18 protein-coding genes and 2 tRNA genes are annotated in these 17,933 nt (G+C 65.8%); 3 read left to right on the top strand and 17 right to left on the bottom strand.

Annotated features, from left to right (window positions below; genetic code table 11):
• Positions 1-617: 617 nt before the first annotated feature.
• On the top strand, positions 618-3,284 hold the full coding sequence (locus ACRCUN_RS09765; RefSeq protein ID WP_462141431.1) for an alpha/beta hydrolase: 2,667 nt from the start codon (positions 618-620) through the stop codon (positions 3,282-3,284).
• Positions 3,285-3,299: 15 nt separating this feature from the next.
• Here ACRCUN_RS09765 and ACRCUN_RS09760 read toward each other — a convergent pair whose 3' ends face one another.
• From ACRCUN_RS09760 to ACRCUN_RS09680, 17 genes are all read right to left on the bottom strand, one after another.
• Positions 3,300-4,136, bottom strand: coding sequence for an enoyl-CoA hydratase (locus ACRCUN_RS09760; RefSeq protein ID WP_462141692.1), 837 nt, complete (start codon positions 4,134-4,136; stop codon positions 3,300-3,302).
• A 45-nt stretch (positions 4,137-4,181) separates the two neighbouring features.
• Positions 4,182-4,547 carry a thioredoxin gene (gene trxA / locus ACRCUN_RS09755; protein ID WP_462141430.1) on the bottom strand — a complete coding sequence of 122 codons (366 nt, stop codon included), beginning with the start codon at positions 4,545-4,547 and terminating at the stop codon, positions 4,182-4,184.
• Between the two features lie 108 nt (positions 4,548-4,655).
• The gene (locus ACRCUN_RS09750) at positions 4,656-4,880 is read right to left on the bottom strand and encodes an anti-sigma factor family protein (protein ID WP_462141429.1); all 225 of its coding nucleotides are present in this window, start codon (positions 4,878-4,880) and stop codon (positions 4,656-4,658) included.
• Between the two features lie 2 nt (positions 4,881-4,882).
• Positions 4,883-5,515, bottom strand: a complete 633-nt coding sequence (locus tag ACRCUN_RS09745; RefSeq protein WP_462141428.1) for an RNA polymerase sigma factor — start codon at positions 5,513-5,515, stop codon at positions 4,883-4,885.
• Positions 5,516-5,570: 55 nt separating this feature from the next.
• Positions 5,571-6,461: a bifunctional helix-turn-helix transcriptional regulator/GNAT family N-acetyltransferase gene (locus ACRCUN_RS09740; protein ID WP_462141427.1), complete on the bottom strand. Its 891-nt coding sequence runs from the start codon at positions 6,459-6,461 to the stop codon at positions 5,571-5,573.
• 54 nt (positions 6,462-6,515) lie between these two features.
• Positions 6,516-6,592 (bottom strand) — tRNA-Pro (locus ACRCUN_RS09735).
• A 1-nt stretch (position 6,593) separates the two neighbouring features.
• A tRNA-His gene (locus ACRCUN_RS09730) sits at positions 6,594-6,668 on the bottom strand.
• Positions 6,669-6,727: 59 nt separating this feature from the next.
• Positions 6,728-7,207, bottom strand: a complete 480-nt coding sequence (locus ACRCUN_RS09725) for an HNH endonuclease (protein ID WP_462141426.1) — start codon at positions 7,205-7,207, stop codon at positions 6,728-6,730.
• A gap of 446 nt (positions 7,208-7,653) precedes the next feature.
• Positions 7,654-8,340, bottom strand: coding sequence for a DUF8548 family protein (locus ACRCUN_RS09720; RefSeq protein ID WP_462141425.1), 687 nt, complete (start codon positions 8,338-8,340; stop codon positions 7,654-7,656).
• Positions 8,341-8,445: 105 nt separating this feature from the next.
• Positions 8,446-8,973 carry a hypothetical protein gene (locus ACRCUN_RS09715; protein WP_462141424.1) on the bottom strand — a complete coding sequence of 176 codons (528 nt, stop codon included), beginning with the start codon at positions 8,971-8,973 and terminating at the stop codon, positions 8,446-8,448.
• A 28-nt stretch (positions 8,974-9,001) separates the two neighbouring features.
• Complete coding sequence (locus ACRCUN_RS09710) at positions 9,002-9,349, bottom strand: metal-sulfur cluster assembly factor (RefSeq protein WP_462141423.1); 348 nt, start codon at positions 9,347-9,349, stop codon at positions 9,002-9,004.
• Positions 9,327-9,791 carry a Fe-S cluster assembly sulfur transfer protein SufU gene (sufU, locus tag ACRCUN_RS09705; protein ID WP_462141691.1) on the bottom strand — a complete coding sequence of 155 codons (465 nt, stop codon included), beginning with the start codon at positions 9,789-9,791 and terminating at the stop codon, positions 9,327-9,329. Before sufU ends, ACRCUN_RS09710 begins: the two co-directional genes overlap by 23 nt.
• Positions 9,792-9,793: 2 nt before the next feature.
• Complete coding sequence (locus ACRCUN_RS09700) at positions 9,794-11,053, bottom strand: cysteine desulfurase (RefSeq protein ID WP_462141422.1); 1,260 nt, start codon at positions 11,051-11,053, stop codon at positions 9,794-9,796.
• Position 11,054: 1 nt separating this feature from the next.
• A complete protein-coding gene (sufC, locus tag ACRCUN_RS09695; protein ID WP_462141421.1) occupies positions 11,055-11,822 on the bottom strand; it encodes a Fe-S cluster assembly ATPase SufC in 768 nt (255 codons plus the stop codon).
• Positions 11,822-12,991 carry a Fe-S cluster assembly protein SufD gene (gene sufD, locus ACRCUN_RS09690; RefSeq protein ID WP_462141420.1) on the bottom strand — a complete coding sequence of 390 codons (1,170 nt, stop codon included), beginning with the start codon at positions 12,989-12,991 and terminating at the stop codon, positions 11,822-11,824. Before sufD ends, sufC begins: the two co-directional genes overlap by 1 nt.
• Positions 12,992-14,422, bottom strand: a complete 1,431-nt coding sequence (gene sufB / locus ACRCUN_RS09685) for a Fe-S cluster assembly protein SufB (RefSeq protein ID WP_462141419.1) — start codon at positions 14,420-14,422, stop codon at positions 12,992-12,994. It abuts the gene before it with no gap.
• Positions 14,419-15,195, bottom strand: coding sequence for a helix-turn-helix transcriptional regulator (locus ACRCUN_RS09680; protein ID WP_462141418.1), 777 nt, complete (start codon positions 15,193-15,195; stop codon positions 14,419-14,421). The genes sufB and ACRCUN_RS09680 overlap by 4 nt, the downstream gene beginning before the upstream one ends.
• Positions 15,196-15,305: 110 nt before the next feature.
• Between ACRCUN_RS09680 and mptB the strand changes: the two genes are divergently transcribed.
• Positions 15,306-16,982 carry a polyprenol phosphomannose-dependent alpha 1,6 mannosyltransferase MptB gene (gene mptB, locus ACRCUN_RS09675; RefSeq protein WP_462141417.1) on the top strand — a complete coding sequence of 559 codons (1,677 nt, stop codon included), beginning with the start codon at positions 15,306-15,308 and terminating at the stop codon, positions 16,980-16,982.
• Positions 16,983-17,017: 35 nt separating this feature from the next.
• Positions 17,018-17,926, top strand: a complete 909-nt coding sequence (locus ACRCUN_RS09670; protein WP_462141690.1) for an ABC transporter ATP-binding protein — start codon at positions 17,018-17,020, stop codon at positions 17,924-17,926.
• Positions 17,927-17,933 lie beyond the last annotated feature (7 nt).

The raw sequence follows: 17,933 nt of genomic DNA, 5'->3' as shown, positions 1-17,933 counted from the left end.
GTCAGCCTGGGAACGCAGCGGACCATAGCAAATTCAATTTGGGGAACGTAGCACAGCCCACAAGGCTTCGCGAGTGCTATCCCAGGGAGTCAAAGAGGCTAAGTTATCGGCAAATCAGCACTCCAGCAATACATTCCGGGTACCGCCTGACATCTGTCAGATGCCCTGTTCAGAGCGGAATCAACCGCTGGTCGACACCGCGCCTCACCTTCTAGCAAACAACTGACCGAACCCGTCCAGGGGTTTTCGTCACCCTGATGCCAATGAGTCGACCACCTGCGGGAGTAGACAATAGCGCCCCCGCCGCCGGATTTGTGGAGCACCTCCACCGCCCCGCGGGTCGTCGACAGACCCGCGCGCTTCGGCGCGGCACTCGGGCCGCACACCGGGGCGAACCGAATTCAATTGAGAACCAACGGTTTCCACGGAAGCAGGGTCGATCAACGGCGCCGGGGGCGGCAATTTTCGTGAACCGCCCCACAGCGCGCACGCCTACATTGGCTAGGCTAACCTACCTCACATTCAGCATTCGGGCGGTCCTCCGTCCCACCCGGGTGGACCCGACCGTTACGCCGGAGCGGGTTCACGTCACGATGAGCGATAGGACGTCGAACGTTATGAGCCGGTTGAGACACACCGGTGTCGCCACCTCCCAAGCATCGGGCGGCGCGCCGTGGATCAAAGCACTTGCCGCGATCGCCACGACCATCGCTTTCTTGATGGCTGTCTGCGCCGGCGTTGCTCGTCGCCTGTCGGCCGGTCGATCACGAGCATCCCGCGGCAGCTCGACGGCCGGCTCGTCCGTACCGCTGCGCATACCGCCCGAGCGACCCATCGAACATCGGTCGGTGCCAGCCCACTTCGAGGCCACCGCTCGCAGCCGCCGCGATCAAGTGGCCCTCCGCACCGCGACCGACACCATCACGTACGGCGAGTTGCTGGCGGCGTGCAACGCTCAGACGGCGGCCGCACCCGCCGGAACACCGCCGCAGGCGGCGCTTGTCACTGCCGATCTCGCCGCGCCGACCGTGTCGAGGATTCTGGGACTGTTCGCGTCGAAAATCGCCGTTGTCGCCGTCGATCCGGCCACTCCCGACAATCGTGTGGAGAAGATCGCAGCGATTCTCGCCGAGCACGGTTACAACGTCTCCACCGGCGACGAACCAACCGACGGCACCGGCGACTCCGTGCCTGCGGCCGTCGCCGGATCCGATGATGGTCCCGGACTCGATGACATCACCAGTATCCAGTTCACGTCCGGTTCCACCGGTACGCCGAAAGCCGTGCTGCACACCAACGGCATCTGGCTGGCGGACGCGCAACTGTTGAACGACCGATTCGGTCTTGCCGACGGTCGAAAAGTGGCGCTGTGTATGCCGATCAGCTTCGCCGGCGGCCTCAACGTGCTGATCGGATGCCTCGTGGGCGGCGCCGAGATCGTCGGCGTCGACCCACGCGAGCACAGTGCAGCCGAGGCGTTCGCCCGCATCCGCGACTCGGGTGCCGAGGTGATCACCTGCACGCCGTCGTTCGTCGATGCCTTGCACACCGCGGCTCGCGGTGCCACGTTGCCGAACATCCACCGGATCGTCACGACCGGCGAACCCACCCACGTGCGGCACATCAAGCTGGCCCGCGAGCTGACACCGAACGCTGTCTTCACCAACTGGGCGGGCTCGACCGAGACGCTTGCCATCGCCAGCTATGACATCGCGCCGAACGCGCCAATCCCACATGGTGTCGTCCCGGTGGGAATCCCCGCTCCGCACAAGAAGATCCACATCGACGACAACGGGGCTGTCTCCATCACCTCCAGGTATCTCGGGCCGGGCTATCTCGACGCGGTTGCCACCGCTGCCACGTTCTTCTACAACGCCGACGGCACCACGACATACGTCGGCGGTGACGTCGGACGGTGGGACGCGCAGGACAACCTGGTCCTGTCCGGACGTGCCGGCAGCACGGTCAAGATTCGCGGGTACCTTGTCGAACCGAGCGAGATCGAGGCGACACTGTCGTCGTATGACGACATCCGCGAAGTGGTCGTCGTGACCGAATCCACCGAAATGCCGACGCTCACGGCCTATGTCGCACCGAGCGCGACGACGCGGACACCTGCGGTCGCGGACCTGCGGACACGACTGCACCGCGACCTGCCACCCTGGATGGTTCCGGCGAATATCGTCATCCTGCCCGCGCTGCCGCGCGGTGACCGGGGCAAGGTCGACCGATCGGCATTGCCGAAACCGGTTCGCCCGCCCTTCGATCCCCCACGAGGAGAACGCGAGGCGGCGGTCGCACGACTGTGGGCTGACGTGCTCGGGGTGGAGGCGGTGAGTCGAACCGACAGCTTTTACGCACTCGGTGGCGACTCGCTCTCGGTCATCCGAATGCTCGCGATTCTCAGGGAATCACAAGGTATTTGGCTGAAACCGGCAGACCTGGCGATGGCGCCGACAGTGGCCGCGTTTGCTGAGCAACTGTCGGACGATCACATCGCAGGGATACCACAGGGGCGCCGACCGCTGAATCCGACCACGGTGCCGCTGCGGCCCATCTCCGACCACACCGTCGGTCCGGTACTCTTCTGCTTCACCGGGGCAGGGGCCTTGTCGCTGTGCTTCGTGCCGCTCGCCGAACGTGTCGGCACAGAAACCGCCGTGTACGCGTTCGAACCCAGCGGACTCAACAGGGGTGCACTCCCCGATTGGTCGATTCGCCGTGCCGTGCAACGGCATCTGGCCGACCTCCGCCGTATTCAGCCGCACGGGCCATACACCCTCGTCGGACACTCGTTGGGTGCCCATATCGCGTTGGAGGCCGCGCGCCGGCTCGAAAGTGAGGGCGAGAAGGTCGAATTGGTGGCGATGCTGGACCCATGGCTCTCACCACGCGTAGCGCGCGACGCACGTAAAGACCTGCCCGGCGCGACCGTGACACTGCAAACCGACGATGCGAACACGTTCGGGACCTGGTGGGAGCGTCAGAAGCAGGTACCACTTGCGGGTCTGTTCTTCGGCGGCCATCGGCGCAGAACGCTGGCCACCGAAGAAGTCGGGATGATCACCGGCTACCGGCACCGGCCTGCGCCGTGGGCAGGTCGCAGCTTACTCATCCGCAGCCACCTCAACCGCGACGACCCCCGCCTCTGGGAGAGAATTCTGGTCGGCGACACGGATTTTCACGTCGTCGAATGCGACCACCATTCGATCGTGCGCGAACCGCACATCGGTGTGGTGGTCGACGCCATCACCGCAGCGCTGAATGAGGTCTATCGGCCGTAAGCCGGTCAGGGAGCCTCAGCGTTCGTCGGTGAAGACCGGGGGCCGCTTCTCGGCGCGGGCCGCGACGGCCTCCTCGAAGTTCGCCGTCAGCAGGCGCACATACAGCTGTCCGAGGCCCTCGGCCTGCATGTGCCCCTCGAGGCTCGAAGCGTCCAGTCCGCTCCACAGGGTGCGTTTGGTCAACTCGGTCCCGGGCCGGGAGAACGCCGCGATGCGCCCGGCCATTTCGTAACAGGTGTCGAGCAACTGGCCGCCGGGCACCGACCGCGAGACCAATCCGATCCGCTGCGCCTCGTCGGCGTCGACATCACGGCCCGTCAGCATGATCTCGAACGCCCGCGACGCACCGATCGCCCGCGGCAACAGATAGGACAAGCCCAGCTCGCTCGCGGTCAGCCCGTTGTTGATGCCCGCCGCCCGAAAGTAGGCGCCGTCGGCGGCAACCCGGATGTCGCAGGCCAGCGCTAGGCACAGTCCCCCGCCGATCGCGGCGCCGTTGACCGCCGCGATCACCGGCTGATGCAACCGGCGCAGCGCCAGGATCACATCGTCCAACAGTTCCATCGAGCGCAAGGCGTACGTCGGCCTGGTCAGCCCGTCCACATGCGGCACTGAGCCCGCCGACTTGTGGTCGGCCCCCGATGAGAAGCCGCGGCCGGCACCCGTCAAAACCACCACGCGTACGGAGTTGTCGTAGCGCAGCTCTTCGAGTGCGCGCTTGAGCGGAACCATGACATCGAACGCCATCGAGTTCATCCGCTCAGGCCGATTCAAAGTCACCAGGGCGATGTCCGGCCGGGAACGATCGACGAGGACGAAGTGGTTGTCGTCAGTCACGGACAAGCACGTTATCGCGCCGTCCCGCTCAGACGGCAGTGAAGCAAACCAATCTGGGTGTCAGCCCTGCTGGGCGTCATCCTGAGCGGCGATGGCCGCGTCGATGTCGAATTCCTTGATCTTCTGGACCAGGTCCTCCAGTGCGGCAGGCGGCAGCGCCCCGGCCTGGTTGAAAACCAATTTGCCCTTCTTGAACGCCATCAACGTCGGGATCGACCGAATGTCGGCGGCCGCGGCAAGCGCCTGCTCGGCTTCGGTGTCCACTTTGGCGTGAATGACGTCCGGGTGCTTCTCGGAAGATGCCGCGAATGTCGGCGCGAACGCACGACACGGCCCGCACCACGACGCCCAGAAATCCACCAGCACGATGTCGTTGTCGTTGATGGTGTCGTTGAACTGTTCTGCGGTGATGTCTTGCGTACTCACACTTGTCCTAACGCCGGGGTGGGACGGGCTGTTCCCCACCGTAGGGTCACAACAGGCTGGTTAGCGCTGTTTCGGCGGGGGTACCCCACGCCACCCGGGGCCAACCACTCACTGAAAGTCCTTGAATGCGTTGAGCAGACGGCCGCGGAATCCCGGGTCGATTTCGTCGTCGGGAATCCGGCCCACGGTGCGCACGGTCTCGCGAAACTGCTGCAGATAGCGCTCGCAGCCGTCGCACTCCAGCAGGTGCATGTCGAAACGCGCACGGGTGTCGGGATCGAGCGCACCGTCGAGATAAGCCGTGACCAGCTCGACGAGTTCATTGCAGTCCATCGCTATGACACCTCCTGCAGATAGTCCTCGAGCGCCTGCCGCACGGCGGCTCGCCCGCGGTGCAGCAGGACCCGTTGGTTGGCGACCGTGAGGTCGAGCAGCTGGCAGACCTCTGCCGAGTCGAAGCCGAGCATGTCACGCAACGTCACCACCATGCGCTGTCGCTCGGGCAGCTTCTCCAACTCGCGGCGTGCGAGTTCGATGAGCTCGGTGCCGAGCACCGACCCCTCTGGGGTTTCCGGAAACGCCGCAGGCTGCGCGTCTGCTTTCCAGTGCCCGGGCCATGGATCCGAACCGGTGCGGAATCGCGCCGGATCGACAGTTGTGCCGGTGAACGCCGCTATGGCCGCGTCGGCGTCGCGTCGTTCCCGTACGCCGCGGGTTTTGGCGATGTTGATCATCACCGTGAACAGCCACGTGCGCAGCGATGATCGGCCCTCGAATTTCCCGATGCCCTTGATCAATGCGATCCATGCCTCCTGCACCACCTCTTCGGCGATCTCAGCACTGGGCACGTAGCCGCGGGCGACCCGCAGCATGGCGGGCGCGTGCTGATCGACCAGCATCGCGAAAGCAGACTCGTCGCCATTGCGCAGCGCTTGAATCAGTGCCGTCTCGTCTACCGTCGCGACCATCGCCGATCCTCTCCGGGGTCTGACGACTGCTCAGTGCATGGAACTGTCCGAAGCGTTACACACTTTTTCCGATGGATTTCTCGAACCAATGATTCGCGTACGGTTCGTCGCTGAACGGCGCGACCTCGCGATAGCCACATGTGCGGTACAGGTTGAGCGCCTCGGTGAGCGCGGCGTTGGTGTCGAGGCGCACGATTCGGTCGCCGTGGTCGCGGGCCCTGGACTCGAGTTCCGACAGCATGCGCCTGCCGAGACCGATTCCGCGCGCATTCGGCGCGACCCACATCCGCTTGACCAGTGCAACCGCGTCGGGATACCAGATCAGCGCGCCGCAGCCGACCGGTTGCCCGTGCAGGGACGCGACGAGCAGCAGGCCCGCAGGTGCCGTCATCTCCTCGTCGGCGACGGGGCTGGCCGCGGGGTCGTAGCCGGCCGGGAAGCGCTGCGCCAATTCCGCGAAGTAGGTGTTGAGGCAGAACCGGGCATCGGCGTCGCGCGGATCGGATACGGCGATACGCACGGTCGATGCGGTGAGCAGCCGCTCGACTTCTGCCATCGCGTGCACAAGCCGACTCTGCTGGGTTGCCGTGAGCGGGGTGAGAATCGCCGTCGCAGCGTCGTCGGAACGTGTGTTGAGCATCGCGAGCTCGCTTTGCCCCGCATCGGTCAGCCGGGCTGTGCGCACCCGCCGATCGCCGGCTTGGCGTTCCACCGCGATCAGCCCCTCGCGCTGCAACGCACGCAAGAGCCGGCTCAGGTAACCGGAGTCCAGATCGAGCCGAGACCGGAGATCGCGGACATCGCAGCCGTCCGCGCCGATCTCCCACAACACGCGATCTTGGCCGAGCGATCGGCCGCTGGCCAGGTAGTTCTCGTACAACACCCCGGCGCGCTGCGTCACGGTCCGGTTGAACCTGCGCACCTGCGCGATCATGTCCGACGACATTCTCTGACCTTAGTCAGATAACCGGTTGGGTACACCAAGGACCGTGATATCGGTTGGTATCCCTGGAGGGAGTCGGACCCACAACCACTGGATTCCGAATCCAGCGCCTCTTCCAATTGGGCTACCGGGATTTGGGGCGGCCGGAGGGACTCGAACCCATCGACTGTGGCGTCACAGACCACTGTGTTGCCGTTACACCACGACCGCCATGGACAACCCGGTGAGGCAGGCGGGCAATTGACTGCTTGCGCCCGCCCACCGAGCTGTCAGACCGCTACGAGCGCCGGCGCATGACCGAAGACGTCGGGCTGCTTGGGCTCGAACGGCTCACGCATCATCGGCATTCCGGCCTCGGCCGGCGTCCGGTCACCCTTACGGCCGTTGCACGGCTGGCATGCCGCGACCAGGTTGAGCCAGTGATCCGACCCGCCGCGGCTACGGGGCAGGACGTGATCGACGGTGTCGGCCCGCCCGCCGCAGTAGACGCAGGTGTGGCGATCCCGGCGAAGCACCCCCACGCGAGTCGCCCGATCGGTCGGCCGGTACGGGATGTGCACGTACTCACGTAGCGCTATCGACATCGGCAGCTCGATCACCAGCGACGGGCTGTGGATGTGTACCGCCGGGTTGTGCGTGTCGATGACGTACACCGCATCCCGCAGGATGAGCTGCACGGCCTCCTGCCACGGAATTCGAGACAGCACACGGTAATCGGCGTTGTATACGTCGACGGTCAGTTCCTTCATCACGGTGTGCCTCCTCTCGGTCTCCGGTGCGCTGCCCTGGACGGCAGACTTTGTGGCGCAACACGATTCGGCTTTATGCTGCTATGTCGATCGTGTGCCGTAAAGCGAAATATCCCGCGACATTCGCTGATGTACAAAGCAATTGGGCACAACACGGCAGCGGAACGTCAGCCGACGTACCTAGCAGGGCAAACAGAGTTATTGAGATATGTACGAGATTTTTCGAGGGAGCCCGACTTGCGCTCGGCCGCAACCACGCACGACAACGCGGCCGCGGATGAACTGTGCATCCCGGCCGGCAAACGACAATCGCGCGTCACGAACATGCCGTGACGGTAGCACTCGGACGTGTTGCTCCCCACCGGTTTTTCCGTCGAGCGTGGGGGCCATGCACGCGAAACCGCAGTCGTGGGTACATGACCCCCACGCTGGGGCGAGTGCCCCGTTCAAGAAACCCGCTGATGCGGTCGTCCCGACTCGAACCGCCAGATCGCGTGATCGAGCGCGATTGCGTTCCATCCCGCCGCTTCGGCCACACCGCGAACCAACTCCGCCGCACGCGCGGCTTCGACCGTGCCGATCTCACGCGCGACATAGCCGACCACCACCGGGCCGGCGCTCGCCCCGGGCAACTGGGCGAGCTTCAACGCATAGTCCCACGTCAGGCCCGAGCGTTGTCCCGGTGCCGTGCACCAGGCCGCCCTGGCCTGCACGCGGCGTTCGTCGTCGGCGACAACAGTTCGAAGGTCGTCGGTCGTGTCGATGCCCATGGCCGCGAGCGCTTCGGCCACGTCGGTGATGGCCACGGCCTTCAACGGCGCGTTCGCCGCGCTGGACGTGGGTCGGCGGTTGCCGATGTGCGCGGCCCATGGATCGGGGCCACCGAGTTCGCGCACTGTGGCCAGAAGTTCGGTGAGACCGTCCGATTCGGCGTCGCCGTCTTGCGCAGTACGGTAATCCCGATACCGCGCGATCACCTTCTCGACGGTCACATACCGCGCCCCGGTCGAGTAGATCGCGTCAATCACGCACAGCGCCAAAGAATTTGGATACCCGATCGGACTGAACCACAGTTCGGGGTCGCCGAGGTCACGCTCGCATGCGGTGTGCAACAGGTCGATGTCGGTCGGCATTGCAGTACTCCTCTGATCGTGCGGCGACTTCGACTGTCGCCGTCGAGCAGGAAGCTAGTGACGCGACCCGACAGAGCGGCCCCGCAACAGTGCCGAAATCGGCAGTTATCCACAGGCGCGATCGACGTTCGCAAGCAATTGAGTCTGACGCTTGGGCCACCAGAAGACCTCGAGCAGCAACAACGCCAGGTATATGAACGACACCACGGCGTTGCCAATCGAACCGAACACCGCATCCCACACCGCTGTCGCCACGGCGACGCCCAGGACGAACAACAGCAGCCACCGCAGGGGCCGGGCCGCTTGGACAGCCGCGTGCATCCCCCGCCGATAGTCGACCGCGGCGTCGACAAGCCGCGGATCGTCGATGCGGTCACCCCGGCGTGCCGCACCGACCAGCGCGACCCGTTGGGCCCCGTCGATGTGTTTCGCCATGGGCCAGTACCGCGCCATCCGCAACGGCATCCAGGTGCCGTAGAAAAGTCCGACGATGACGAAGACCAACGCGCCTGCGAGGAAGAAGCCCGAATCAAGCCACGCAAGCACACCCAGACACAGACCGACACTGAGACCCGTGATCAGCGCGCGGTAGACGAAGCCGCCTCGCCAGACGAAGGCCGGGATCGTCACCACCCGGCCATTGTGACGGGTCTACTGACCGCTAGACGGTGAAACCGAGCGCCCTCAGCTGTTCGCGACCGTCGTCGGTGATCTTGTCCGGGCCCCACGGCGGGTTCCACACCCAGTTGATCTTGATCTCGTTCACCAGGCCGGCGCCCACGAGTGCGGTGCGCGACTGATCTTCGATCACGTCGGTCAGCGGGCACGCCGCCGAGGTCAGCGTCATGTCGATGAGCGCAACAGTTCCGGCGTCGCCCTGCTCGACGTTCAGCCCGTACACCAGCCCGAGATCGACGACGTTGATGCCCAGCTCGGGGTCCACCACATCGCGCATGGCCTCCTCGACGTCGGCCAGCAGTTCCTGATCAGGCGCTTCGGTGTCGCTCATCGTCGGTCTCCTCACTGGCTTGCGCCAACGCATCTTTGAAAGCCATCCACCCCAGCAACGCGCACTTCACCCGCGCCGGGTACTTCGCGACACCAGCGAATGCGATGCCGTCTCCGAGTACATCTTCGTCCCCCTCGACGTTGCCGCGCGAGGAAATCATCTCGGTGAATGCGGCGACGGTCTTGAGTGCGTCGCCGACACTCTGGCCGATCACCTGATCGGTGAGCACGGACGTGGCCGCCTGGCTGATCGAACAACCCTGACCGTCGTAGGAGACGTCGTTGACCGTCTCGCCGTCGTCGGACAGCGCGACCCGCAACGTCACCTCGTCACCACAGGTCGGATTGACGTGGTACACCTCGGCGCCGAACGGCTCCCGCAGCCCTCGGTGATGTGGATGCTTGTAGTGGTCCAGGATCACTTCCTGGTACATCTGGTCCATTCTCACGAAAAGAACTCCACGGCCCGTTTGACACCCGCGACCATCCGGTCGACCTCGTCGAGCGTGTTGTACACCGCGAACGACGCGCGTGCGGTCGCGGCGATGCCGAACCGGCGGTGCAGCGGCCAGGCGCAATGATGCCCGACCCGCACGGCGACGCCTTCGTCGTCGAGGACCTGCCCGACATCATGCGCGTGGACACCGTCGAGCACGAAACTCACCGGCGATCCCCGATGCTCCAGCGACCGCGGCCCGATGATGCGCACGCCCGGCACGCCCTCCAAGCCCTCCAGCGCGGCGCCGACGAGCGCGGCCTCGTGCGCCTCTACCGAGGCCATGCCGAGATCGGTCAAATATCGCGCGGCCGCGGCCAATCCGACCACCTGCGACGTCATGGGTGTGCCCGCTTCGAAGCGTTGCGGTGCGGGCGCGTAGGTTGTCTTCTCCATCGTGACGGTCTCGATCATGGACCCGCCGGTGATGAACGGCGGCATCGCGTTGAGCAACTCGCGGCGCCCATAGAGGACGCCGATCCCGGTGGGGCCCAACATCTTGTGCCCGGAGAACGCGGCGAAGTCGACATCGAGCGCATGGAAGTCGACAGGCTGGTGAGGCACCGACTGGCAGGCGTCGAGCAGCGTGAGGGCGCCGACCGCCCTGGCCCGCGCGACGAGCTCGGCCACCGGGGCGATCGCGCCGGTGACATTCGAATGATGGCTGAACGCCACCACTTTCACCCGCTCGTCGAGCTGCAGCGAATCCAGGTCGATGCGGCCCTCCTGATCCCCATCGGCGGAGACGCCGTACCAACGCAGCGTCGCACCAGTACGCTCCGCGAGCTCCTGCCACGGAATCAGGTTCGCGTGATGCTCGAGTTCGGTGGTGACGATGACGTCGCCGGGCCCGACGGCCCGGTCAAACCTCTTGTCCCCCAGGACATATGACACCAGGTTGATGGCCTCGGTGGCATTCTTGGTGAACACGAGCTCGTCGGTATCGGCGCCCACGAAGGCCGCGATGTCCGCGCGGCCCTGCTCGTAGGCGTCGGTGGATTCCTCCATGAGCTGGTGCGCGCCGCGGTGCACGGCGCCGTTCGACGTGAGAAGGAAGTTGCGCTCGGCGTCCAGCACCTGCAGCGGTTTCTGCGATGTCGCGCCGGAATCGAGGTATGCCAGCTGGTTTCCGCTGCGCATCACCCGGTTGAGGATCGGGAAGTCGGCCCTGATCCTGGTGAGATCGAGAGTCTGCGCAGATGCAGTCATGTCACGCTCCGACGGCTTGTGTGAAGCGCACGTATCCGTTCTCTTCGAGTTCGTCGGCGAGTTCCGGGCCGCCGGATTCGACGATCCGGCCACCGACGAACACGTGCACGAACTGCGGGCGGATGTAGCGCAGGATCCGGGTGTAGTGCGTGATCAGCAGAATGCCGCCGTGGGTGTCCTCGGAATAGCGATTGACGCCTTCACTGACCACCCGCAGCGCATCGACGTCGAGGCCGGAGTCGGTCTCGTCGAGAATCGCGATCTTGGGCTTGAGCAGTGACAGCTGCAGGATCTCGTGGCGCTTCTTCTCACCGCCGGAGAACCCTTCGTTGACACTGCGCTCCCCGAACGCCGGGTCGATCTCGAGTTCGTCCATCGCGGCCTTGACTTCCTTGACCCAGTGCCGCAGCTTCGGTGCCTCACCACGCACCGCGGTAGCCGCCGTGCGCAGGAAGTTCGACATCGAGACACCGGGCACCTCGACCGGGTACTGCATCGCCAGGAACAGACCGGCACGCGCGCGCTCGTCGATCGACATCTCCAGGACGTCCTGCCCGTCAAGCGTGATCGACCCCGACGTCACGGTGTACTTCGGGTGGCCGGCCACCGCGTAGGACAGCGTGGACTTACCGGATCCGTTGGGGCCCATCAACGCGTGGGTCTCCCCCGAGTTCACGGTGAGGTCGACACCCTTGAGGATCGGGATGTCGGTCCCGTCCTCGGCGGATGCGACGCTGACGTGGAGGTCCTTGATTTCGAGTGTGCTCATCAGTGCTTGATTCCTTCGGTTAGCGCAAGTTCGTGTTCGATGGCCTCGGTGAGGCGGTCGCGGACGGAGGGCACGGCGATCTTCTGGATCAGCTCGCCGAAGAACCCGCGCACCACAAGTCGCCGGGCCTGGTCCTCGGGGATACCCCGGGCCTGGAGGTAGAACAGCTGCTCGTCGTCGAAACGGCCCGTCGCGCTGGCGTGTCCGGCGCCGACGATCTCCCCGGTCTCGATCTCGAGGTTGGGCACCGAGTCGGCCCGCGCCCCGTCGGTCAGCACCAGATTGCGGTTGACCTCGTAGGTGTCGGTGCCGGTGGCCTCGGCGCGGATCAGCACATCGCCCACCCACACGGTGTGGGTGTCGGGCTTGTCCGTATCGGGATCGCCTTGCAGCGCACCCTTGTACGTCACATGGGAGCGGCAGTTCGGCTGGGCGTGGTCGACCAGCAGCCGCGATTCGAAGTGCTGGCCGTCGTCGGCGAAGTACAGGCCGAGCAGCTCGGCGTCGCCGCCAGGAGCGCAGAACCGCACGCGGCCGGTCAACCGCGCGACGTCACCGCCGAGCGTCACCGCGAAATGGCGCAACACCGCATCCTTGCCCAGCGTGGCGTGGTGCATGCTGACGTGCACGGCGTCGTCCGCCCAGTCGGCGATCGACACGACCTTGAGCTGCGCCGCGTCGCCGATCACGAACTCGACGTTGTCGGCATAGGTTCCGCTGCCGCGCTGGTCGATGACCACCACGGCCTCGGCCAGCTCGTCGACCCGGATCTGCAGGTGACCATAAGCCGTGGCGTCCGCACCGGGGCCGCTGATGGTGATCTCGATGGGCTCTTCGACCTGGGTATTGCGGCCGACCGTGACGATCGTCGCGTGCCCGAACGACGAATATGCCTGAGCGGCAATCCGATCGGCGGGCACTCCGCCCTGCCCGAGGCGGTCGTCGCCGCGCTCCACGGTCTCGACCGTGACACCGGGACGCTCCGACACCTCGATCAGCGCGCTGCCCGTCACGGGCGCCGAGCCGTTGTGCAGGCCACGCAGCCGCTTCAGCGGGGTGAACCGCCACAGCTCATCTCGACCGCCGGGCACCTCGAAGGCGTCGACGTCGAACGATGTGAACAGCTCGCCCTTGTTGGTTCCCTCGACGGCAGTAGTTAGCTCGCCCACTTAACCGACCGCACCTTCCATCTGAAGCTCGATGAGCCGGTTCAATTCGAGCGCGTACTCCATCGGCAGTTCCTTGGCGATGGGCTCGACGAAGCCGCGCACCACCATCGCCATGGCCTCGTCCTCGGTCAGGCCGCGGCTCATCAGGTAGAACAACTGATCCTCGCTGACCTTGGACACCGTCGCCTCGTGACCCATCGTCACGTCGTCCTCGCGGATGTCGACGTAGGGATAGGTGTCGCTGCGGCTGATGGTGTCCACAAGCAGCGCATCGCATTTGACGCTGGACCGCGAGCCGTGTGCGCCCTTGTTCACCTGGATCAGGCCACGGTAGGACGCGCGGCCACCACCGCGTGCGACCGACTTGGACACGATGTTGCTCGACGTGTTCGGCGCCAAGTGCAGCATCTTCGCACCGGTGTCCTGGTGCTGACCCTCGCCGGCGAACGCGACCGAGAGCACCTCGCCCTTGGCGTGCTCACCGGTCATCCACACGGCCGGGTACTTCATCGTGACCTTGGAGCCGATGTTGCCGTCGATCCACTCCATGGTGGCGCCCGCCTCGGCCCTGGCGCGCTTGGTCACCAGGTTGAAGACGTTGTTCGACCAGTTCTGGATGGTCGTGTACCGGCACCGACCACCGGGCTTGACGATGATCTCGACGACGGCGGAGTGCAGCGAGTCGCTCTTGTAGATCGGTGCCGTACAACCCTCGACGTAGTGCACGTACGCACCTTCGTCGACGATGATCAGGGTCCGCTCGAACTGGCCCATGTTCTCGGTGTTGATCCGGAAGTAGGCCTGCAGCGGAATGTCGACGTGCACGCCCGGCGGCACGTAGATGAACGAGCCACCCGACCACACCGCGGTGTTGAGTGCGGAGAACTTGTTGTCGCCGGCCGGGATCACGGTGCCGAAGTACTGCTTGAAGATCTCGGGGTGTTCGCGCAGACCCGAGTCGGTGTCGAGGAAGATGACGCCCTGCGCCTCGAGGTCCTCGCGGATCTGGTGGTAGACGACCTCGGACTCGTACTGCGCCGCCACGCCCGCGACCAGGCGCTGCTTCTCCGCCTCGGGGATGCCGAGCCGGTCGTAGGTGTTGCGGATGTCCTCGGGCAGGTCCTCCCATGAGGCCGCCTGCTTCTCGGTCGACCGCACGAAGTACTTGATGTTGTCGAAGTCGATGCCTTCGAGGTTGGAACCCCAGTTCGGCATGGGCTTCTTGTCGAACGTGCGCAGCGCCTTGAGCCGGATATCGAGCATCCATTCGGGCTCGTTCTTCTTGGCCGAGATGTCACGCACGACAGCCTCGGACAGGCCACGCTGCGCGCTCGCGCCCGCGGCGTCGGAGTCCGACCAGCCGTAGCCGTAGTTGCCCAGCGAGGCGATCGTCTCTTCCTGGGTAAGTGGCGTATCGGGCGTGATGGTCATTTCGCCGCTCCTTGATTGATTGCAGTGGTCGTTCGGGGGCGGGCTGTTCCCCGAACATCTGTCGAGTTGTCTGTGTCGAGTGGTACGTGGGTGGTACAGGCGCAATCGCCGTTGACGATGGTGGCCAGGCGCTGCACGTGCGTGCCGAGGATCTCGGCGAACGCCTCACTCTCCGTCTCGCACAGCTCCGGGAACTCCTCGGCGACGTGCGATATCGGACAGTGGTGTTGGCAGATCTGCACACCGTGGACCGGTCCGCCCACCGGCGTCGTCGTGGTCGCATACCCGGCCTTGGTCAAGGCGTCGGCCACGCGGTCGGCAGTCTCTGCAACGTCATCGGACCCGGCGGTTACTCCCGAGAGAATCGTGTCGATGCGGCGGCGTGCGAACGTCCGGACGGCATCTTTTCCGCCGATCTCCCGCAGCTGCCGGATCGCGGCGACTGCCAGGTCGTCGTAGGTGTGGCCGAGCTTCGCCCGTCCCGCCGCCGTCAGCCGGTAGCGTTTCGCCGGCCGGCCACGGCCATTGTGCTGCCACGCCGCGGCCGCGCTGGCCTGCGCGTCACCGGCGTCGATCAGCGCATCGAGGTGGCGGCGCACGCCTGCTGCGGAGATTCCGAGCCGCTCACCGATCTGACCGGCGGTGATCGGGCCTTCCAGCAGCAACTGGATGATGCTGCGCCGGGTTTGCCCGTCGGAAACGGGTACGACTTCGCCGGCGGGAGCCGGCAAACCGGCCGCAGCCGTGCTCGTGGTCCCTCGGCTTAATTTCACAACACCATTGTGACGGAATTCCGTGAACGGTTCTAGCAAGGGCACCCTTACGTGACGGGGGCCACCCTTGCCTCGCGGGAGCGCCCTTCACCGACGGCTACGCTGCTGGGATGGCCAGCCGCCTGTCGTCCTTCAGCTCGTCGATTGCCCGGTGGCACGGCGATGAACGCACGGTCGGGTCACCTCTCAACGATGCCGAAGTCATCGCCCTGCGCCGAACGCGGCTGTTCGGGGCCACCGGAACAGTGCTGATGGCAATCGGCGCCCTCGGGGCCGGAGCCCGTCCAGTCGTGCAGGATCCAACCTTCGGCGTGCGGCTGCTCAATCTGCCGTCGCGCATCCAGACGGTGTCGCTGACCATGACGACCACCGGCGCCGTCATGATGGCGCTGGCGTGGCTCATGCTCGGGCGGTTCGCGCTCGGTTCCCGGCGAATGTCGCGCAGCCAGCTGGACCGGACGCTGCTGCTGTGGGCGATACCGCTTTTGCTGGCGCCGCCGATGTACAGCCGCGACGTCTACTCGTACCTCGCGCAGAGCGAGATCGCGCTGATCGGCCTCGATCCCTATCGGGTCGGCCCGGCCACCGGGCTGGGCCTGGATCACGTGTTCACGCTTTCGGTGCCGAATCTGTGGCGTGAGACGCCTGCACCCTACGGCCCCCTCTTCTTGTGGATCGGCCAGGGCATATCGGCGTTGACCGGCGAGAACATCGTGGCCGCGGTGCTGTGTCACCGACTGGTCGTGCTGGCCGGTGTCGGGCTGATCGTGTGGGCGACGCCGCGGCTGGCGCGGCGCTGCGGGGTCGCCGAGGTGAGCGCACTGTGGCTCGGTGCGTGCAATCCGCTGCTGTTCATGCACCTGGTCGCGGGCATCCACAACGAGGCCCTCATGCTCGGCTTGATGCTGGCCGGTACCGAGTTCGCATTGCGCGGAATCGACGCCGCCCAGCCTCTCCTGCCCCGCCCGCTCGCGTGGCCGAACACCCGTGCCGACTGGGCGCGCTGGCTGCCGATGGCGACGCTGGTACTCGGCGCCGTGCTCATCGCGATGTCGTCGCAAGTCAAGCTGCCCTCGCTGCTGGCATTGGGATTCGTCGCCATGGCGCTGGCCTGGCGCTGGGGCGGCACGCTCAAAGCTTTCCTGCTGGCCGGGACGTCACTGGGCACACTGTCGCTCGCGGTCATGGCGGTGATCGGCTGGGCCAGCGGACTCGGCTTCGGTTGGCTCTTCACGCTCGGCACCGCCAACGTCGTACGCAGCTGGATGTCCCCGCCGACGCTGCTTGCGCTCGGTACCGGTCAGGTCGGGATCCTGCTCGGACTCGGCGATCACACGACCGCGGTACTCGGGCTTACCCGTGCGATCGGCGTGTTCATGATCTCGATCCTGGTCACCTGGCTGCTGTTCGCGGTGTTGCGCGGCCGCCTGCACCCCGTCGGCGGACTGGGTGTCGCGCTCGGCGGCACCGTGCTGCTGTTCCCGGTGGTGCAGCCCTGGTACCTGCTGTGGGCGATCATCCCGCTTGCCGCGTGGGCCACCCGACCCGGCTTCCGCGGCGCGACCATCGCGATCACGCTCGTGGTCGGCATCTTCGGGCCGACCGCGAACGGAGACCGCTTCACGCTCTTTCAGATCGTCATGGCGACCCTGGCCAGCTCCCTCATCGTGCTGATACTCATCGGGCTGACCTACCGGCGACTGCCGTGGCGTGCGTCACCCGAGACGTCGACAAGCCCACCGGCGGCACGAACTGAACACCGCGACGCCTACGCTGAATCCCCGTGACCTCGTCCGACCCTGCCTCTCGCGGCGATACCCCCGTGCTGCTCCGCGGCGTCACCAAGCAGTACGGGTCGACGACGGCCGTATCCGGGCTCGACCTCGAGGTCCGTCGGGCCGAGGTGCTGGCGCTGCTCGGCCCGAACGGCGCAGGCAAGACCACGACCGTCGAGATGTGCGAGGGGTTCATCCGCGCCGACGCAGGCAGCATCGAGATCCTCGGCCTCGACCCGGTCACCGACAACGCCCGCCTGCGTGAACGGATCGGCGTGATGCTGCAGGGCGGTGGCGGCTACCCCGCTGCGCGTGCAGGCGAAATGCTCGATCTGGTCGCGTCGTATGCGGCCAATCCCCTTGACCCGGCCTGGTTGATGGACACGCTCGGCCTGACCGAGTCCGCACGGACGACCTATCGTCGGCTGTCCGGCGGACAGCAACAGCGGCTGGCACTCGCGTGTGCCGTCGTCGGCCGGCCCGAGCTGGTGTTCCTCGACGAGCCCACCGCCGGCATGGACGCGCACGCGCGAATCGTGGTGTGGGAGTTGATCGAATCGCTGCGCCGCGACGGTGTCACGGTCGTGCTCACCACGCATCAGCTGACCGAGGCCGAGCAGCTCGCGGATCGGATCGTGATCATCGATCACGGTGTCGCCGTGGCCACCGGCACGCCCGCCGAGCTCATGCGCAGCGGGGCCGAGAACCAACTGCGGTTCAGTGCGCCACGCAAACTCGATCTGACGCTGCTCATCTCGGCGTTGCCCGAGGACTACAAGGCAACCGAGACGGCACCCGGCGAGTACCTGATCGAGGGACACATCGATCCGCAGGTGCTGGCGACCGTGACGGCGTGGTGTGCGCGGCTCAACGTCCTCGCGACGGACATGCGCGTCGAACAACGCAGTCTGGAAGACGTGTTCCTCGACCTGACCGGACGGGAGCTGCGGCCGTGACCGAACC

The organism is Mycobacterium venezuelense, from assembly GCF_054919535.1.
Note: the sequence above shows the minus strand (reverse complement) of the source record. Positions and strands in the feature narration are given on the sequence as shown.